Genomic DNA, 4,520 nt, shown 5'->3' with positions numbered 1-4,520 from the left:
CGCAGCCGCGACTGGAAGGACGCCAGCGAGCGCGCCCGTACCGAGATCGCCGGCCTGCTGGGGCCGGTGCCGGTGGCGGTCGACGAGGTCATCCGCCAGTCGGGCTGGCCGCCGGCGGTGGTGCAGATGGTGCTGCTGGAGCTGGAACTCGCCGGCCGGCTGGAACGCCACGCCGGCGGCCGCGTCAGTCTCGCCTAGTTCCTTGGGCCGAGCCGAGCGACGCGGCGGATGATCGGCGTGACGAACGGGCTGCCGACGACCAGCGCGACGATGCCGGCCAGCGGCGCGATCATGCCCAGCGCGACCGCCGCGATCGCGATGACGATCGGGATCCAGCTGCGCGCCAGATGCTCGCGGATCGCGACGGGATCGGCATCCTCGGCGAGCAGGCCCGGATCGTCGGCGACGACGCGGACGGCACGGCGATTGAGCACGCCCAGCAGCAACAGCCAGCCGGCATAGAAGCCGATGCCGACGCGCAGTTCGCCATGCTGGCTGATGACCGCGGTGGGGAACGGCATGAAGGCGACGGCCAGCAGCAGCGAGACGTTGGCGCGAAGCAGCCGCGCGCTCGACACCGCCAGCTGACCCATCAGCGAGTGATGCCCGGCCCAGAACCGTGCCAGCACGAGGAAGCTGACCAGGAACGCGATATAGTTCGGGATGAGGTCGAGCAACGCCTGGCCGAGCGCGCGGTCGCTCTCGGCGGCGAGGTGGGGCAGCCGCACCTCGACTACCAGCAACGTCATCGCGATCGCGAACACCGCGTCGGAGAAGAAGGTCAGCCGTTCGAGCTGGTCGTGTTGGCGGCTCATCTTGCTCCCCGATGGTCGGCTCGCCTATCTGTGATGACGATAGCCGACCTGTCCACTCCGAATTGGGTCCGCTGGTGGTTCCGCGGTGCCGCCGTCTACGGCGCGCTGGCGCTGCTGGCGGCGTTGGCGCAGATGCCGCCGGCGGACGACATGCTGTCCCACCTTGGCTTCATCGGCACGGCGCTCGCCTTCCAGTTCGCCTTCTGGATCATCGGCGGCGATCCGGTCCGCCACCGCGCGCTGATGCCGGCGGCGGTGCTGGAGAAGCTGGCCTTCGTCATCCCCGCCGCCGTGCTGGCGGCGCACGGCCGGATCGACGGCATCACGCTCGCCGCTGCGGGAATCGACCTGATCCTTGCCGCCGGCTTCGTCATCGCCTGGCGGGCGACGCCGCCCGCTTGACGCCCGCCCCGCCGCCGCCTCACCCTCGCGCGTACACGTAAGGACCCGTTACCGCGCCATGCAGCTCGTCATCGTCGAATCGCCCGCCAAGGCCAAGACCATCGAGAAATATCTGGGGAGCGACTATCGCGTCCTCGCCTCCTACGGCCATGTCCGCGACCTGCCGCCCAAGGATGGCTCGGTGGACCCCGACGCCGGCTTCGCGATGGAATGGGAGAACTACGCCGACAAGGCCAAGCAGCTCAAGGCGATCGCCGACCTCGCCAAGACCGCCGACCGCCTGATCCTCGCGACCGATCCCGACCGCGAGGGGGAGGCGATCAGCTGGCACGTCCGCGAGGTGCTGCGTGCGCGCAAGGCTCTTCCGAAGGAGGTCGAGCGCGTCACTTTCAACGCCATCACCAAGCCGGCGATCCTGGCGGCGATGAAAGCCCCGCGCGAGCTCGATACCGACCTGATCGACGCCTATCGCGCGCGGCGCGCGCTCGACTATCTGGTCGGCTTCACCCTGTCGCCGGTGCTGTGGAGGAAGCTGCCCGGCGCCAAGTCGGCGGGGCGCGTCCAGTCGGTGGCACTACGCCTGATCGTCAGCCGCGAGCGTGAGATCGAAGCGTTCACGGCGCAGGAATATTGGTCGGTTACCGCCACGCTGGAGCAGGACGGCACGCCGTTCGTGGCGCGGCTGGCGCAGTGGGAGGGCAAGCGGCTCGACCGGCTGAGCATCGGCAACGAAGGCGACGCGCTGCGCGCCAAGGCGGCGGTCGAGGAAGGCCGCTTCAGCGTCCAGTCGGTCGAGACCAAGCCGGCGACGCGCAATCCGCCGCCGCCCTTCACCACCTCGACCCTCCAGCAGGAGGCGGCGCGCAAGCTCGGCTTCTCCGCCGACCACACGATGCGGATCGCGCAGGGCCTCTACGAGGACGGCGCGATCACCTATATGCGCACCGACGGCGTGCAGATGGATGGCAGCGCAATCTCGGCCGCGCGCGCCGCGATCGTCGACCGCTACGACGGCGGCTACGTCCCCGACAAGCCGCGCATGTACCAGACCAAGGCCAAGAACGCGCAGGAGGCGCACGAGGCGATCCGGCCGACCGACTTCACCAAGGACCGCGTCGGCGGCGGCGACCATGCGCGGCTCTACGACCTGGTCTGGAAGCGAGCGCTCGCCAGCCAGATGGCGTCGGCGCGGATGGAGCGCACCAGCGTCGACCTCGCCGATGGCACCGGCCGCACCGTGCTGCGCGCGACCGGGCAGGTGGTGCTGTTCCCCGGCTATCTCGCGCTCTACGAGGAGGGGTCCGACGATAGCGCCGACGAGGACGCCCGCCGCCTGCCCCGGCTGCGCGAAGGCGATGCGCCGGCCAAGAAATCGGTCGACGCCGAGCAGCATTTCACCCAGCCGCCGCCGCGCTTCTCTGAGGCGTCGCTGGTCAAGCGGATGGAGGAGCTGGGCATCGGCCGCCCCTCGACCTACGCCTCGATCATCAAGACGCTGAAAGACCGCGCCTATGTGCGGATCGAGAAGAACCGCTTCTTCGCCGAGGAGAGCGGCCGGCTGGTGACCGCATTCCTCGAACGCTTCTTCGAACGCTATGTCGGCTACGACTATACCGCCGGGCTGGAGGAGGAGCTGGACGACGTGTCGGGCGGCCGCGCCGAGTGGCAGGCGGTGCTGGCGGCGTTCTGGCGCGACTTCAAGCCGCTGACCGCCGATGTGATGGAGCAGAAGCCGAGCGAGATCACCGCCGTCCTCGACCAGTTCCTCGCGCCCTATCTGTTCCCCGACAAGGCGGACGGCACCGATCCGCGGCTCTGCCCCAATTGCAACGTCGGCAGCCTGGCGCTGCGCGGCGGCAAGTTCGGCGCGTTCATCGCCTGCTCCAACTATCCGGAGTGCAAATACACCCGCCGCTTCGCGCAAGGCGGCGAGGGTGCGGGCGAGGACAGCGGCCCGGAGACCTTGGGCAACGACCCCGAGACCGGCCTGCCGGTCGAGCGCAAGTCGGGGCGGTTCGGGCCGTACATCCAGCTTGGCGAGGGCAAGGAGGCGAAGCGGGCGTCGATCCCCAAGGACATCGACCTCGACCTCGAATGGGCGCTCAAGCTACTCAGCCTGCCGCGCACCGTCGGCACCCATCCGGAGAGCGGCGAGGCGATCACCGCCGCGATCGGCCGCTATGGGCCGTACCTTGCCCATGCCGGCAAATATGCACGGCTGACCTCGACCGCGGAGGTATTCGAGACCGGCATGAACGCCGCGGTGGTCAAGCTGGCCGAGGCGGCGGCGGGCGGCGGCCGGCCGCAGCGCGGGGCCGCACGCGCGCCGCTCAAGGAGCTGGGCAAGCACCCGCGCACCGAGGCGGAGATCAAGCTGATGGAGGGGCGCTACGGCGCGTACGTCACCGATGGCGAGACCAACGCGACGCTGCCCAAGTCGATCGCGATCGAGGCGCTGACGCTGGAGGAGGCGGCGCAGCTGATCGACGCGCGCGCTGCCGCGGCTCCGGTAGCCAAGAAGGGGAAGAAGGCGCCGGCCAAGAAGGCGGCCAAGCCTGCGGCAGCGAAAGCCGGAGCGAAGAAGCCTGTTGCGAAGAAAAAGCCGGTGAAGGTGTAGTCAGTCAGCTTCGTCGTCCCGGACGAAACTTGACGACGGCTCGCTTCAGGCTGCCCGCGCCCGCGTCATCCCCAGCCAGGCCCGCGCCGCCGCCTGTGCGGTCGCGATCTCGCGCGCGGTCATGTCCTCGGCGACCTCGCTGCGCGCGTCCTGCGCCTGCGACAGCCCCGCGACGGCGGCGAGGTTGAACCATTTATGCGCCTCGATCAGGTCGATGCCCGCGCCCGCCGTGCCGGTCTGGTAACAGACGCCCAGATCGTACAGCGCCGCCGAATTGCCCTGCGCCGCGTCGGCGATGCGGCTTTCCAGCAGGAAGTTCGCGCTCTTCAGACTATTCCCCATCGATCGTCCCCTTTGTGTCGAGGACGATCATGGCGCGAGTCGCGTCACCAAATGGTTAACGCGGTTAACCGTGTTCGTCGGTGCCGGTCCGAGCCTCTACGGCGATGTTGTCGATCAGCCGGGTCGTGCCGAGCCGGGCGGCCGCGAGCAGCCGGCGGGGACGGCCGTCCGCCGGGTCCGCGAGCGTCTCGGCGTCGGCCAGCGCGACATAGTCGACCGCGAAGCCGGCGCTTTCCAGGCTACTCTCCGCATTGGAAGACGCCCGCAGCTGACTCGTGTGGCAGACCGCAATGAGCACTTGCAATCAACTTACGACCCTAAACCTCACTTCCAACTTGCACTGT

The 4,520-nt window shown here is 69.2% G+C and carries 4 protein-coding genes and 2 pseudogenes; 3 read left to right on the top strand and 3 right to left on the bottom strand.

The window, feature by feature from the left end; translation table 11 throughout:
• Nucleotides 1-198 (top strand): annotated as a pseudogene (locus HUU96_RS11845) (DNA-processing protein DprA); the annotation flags it as partial.
• Here the strand turns inward: HUU96_RS11845 and HUU96_RS11840 are convergent.
• The gene (locus HUU96_RS11840; RefSeq protein ID WP_174292988.1) at nucleotides 195-815 is read right to left on the bottom strand and encodes a TMEM175 family protein; all 621 of its coding nucleotides are present in this window, start codon (nucleotides 813-815) and stop codon (nucleotides 195-197) included. The pseudogene HUU96_RS11845 and the gene HUU96_RS11840 overlap by 4 nt on opposite strands.
• A 33-nt stretch (nucleotides 816-848) precedes the next feature.
• Between HUU96_RS11840 and HUU96_RS11835 the strand changes: the two genes are divergently transcribed.
• Nucleotides 849-1,217: a hypothetical protein gene (locus HUU96_RS11835; protein ID WP_174292987.1), complete on the top strand. Its 369-nt coding sequence runs from the start codon at nucleotides 849-851 to the stop codon at nucleotides 1,215-1,217.
• 58 nt (nucleotides 1,218-1,275) lie between these two features.
• Nucleotides 1,276-3,834 (top strand): type I DNA topoisomerase, encoded by a 2,559-nt coding sequence (topA, locus tag HUU96_RS11830; RefSeq protein ID WP_174292986.1) that lies wholly within the window; start codon nucleotides 1,276-1,278, stop codon nucleotides 3,832-3,834.
• Nucleotides 3,835-3,879: 45 nt separating this feature from the next.
• On the opposite strand, the gene HUU96_RS11825 is transcribed toward topA, so the two are convergent.
• Complete coding sequence (locus HUU96_RS11825) at nucleotides 3,880-4,176, bottom strand: hypothetical protein (RefSeq protein ID WP_174292985.1); 297 nt, start codon at nucleotides 4,174-4,176, stop codon at nucleotides 3,880-3,882.
• A gap of 64 nt (nucleotides 4,177-4,240) precedes the next feature.
• Nucleotides 4,241-4,426: pseudogene (locus tag HUU96_RS11820) on the bottom strand (pantoate--beta-alanine ligase); the annotation flags it as partial.
• Between the last annotated feature and the right edge of the window lie 94 nt (nucleotides 4,427-4,520).

The sequence above is a fragment of the Sphingomonas bacterium genome (genome assembly GCF_903644135.1).
Taxonomy (GTDB): domain Bacteria; phylum Pseudomonadota; class Alphaproteobacteria; order Sphingomonadales; family Sphingomonadaceae; genus Sphingomonas.
Note: the sequence above shows the minus strand (reverse complement) of the source record. Positions and strands in the feature narration are given on the sequence as shown.

Coding starts and splice junctions, on each gene's coding strand:
- HUU96_RS11840 (WP_174292988.1), bottom strand. CDS start 815: ATGAGCCGCCAACACGACCAGCTCGAACGGCTGACCTTCTTCTCCGAC.
- HUU96_RS11835 (WP_174292987.1), top strand. CDS start 849: ATGACGATAGCCGACCTGTCCACTCCGAATTGGGTCCGCTGGTGGTTC.
- topA (WP_174292986.1), top strand. CDS start 1,276: ATGCAGCTCGTCATCGTCGAATCGCCCGCCAAGGCCAAGACCATCGAG.
- HUU96_RS11825 (WP_174292985.1), bottom strand. CDS start 4,176: ATGGGGAATAGTCTGAAGAGCGCGAACTTCCTGCTGGAAAGCCGCATC.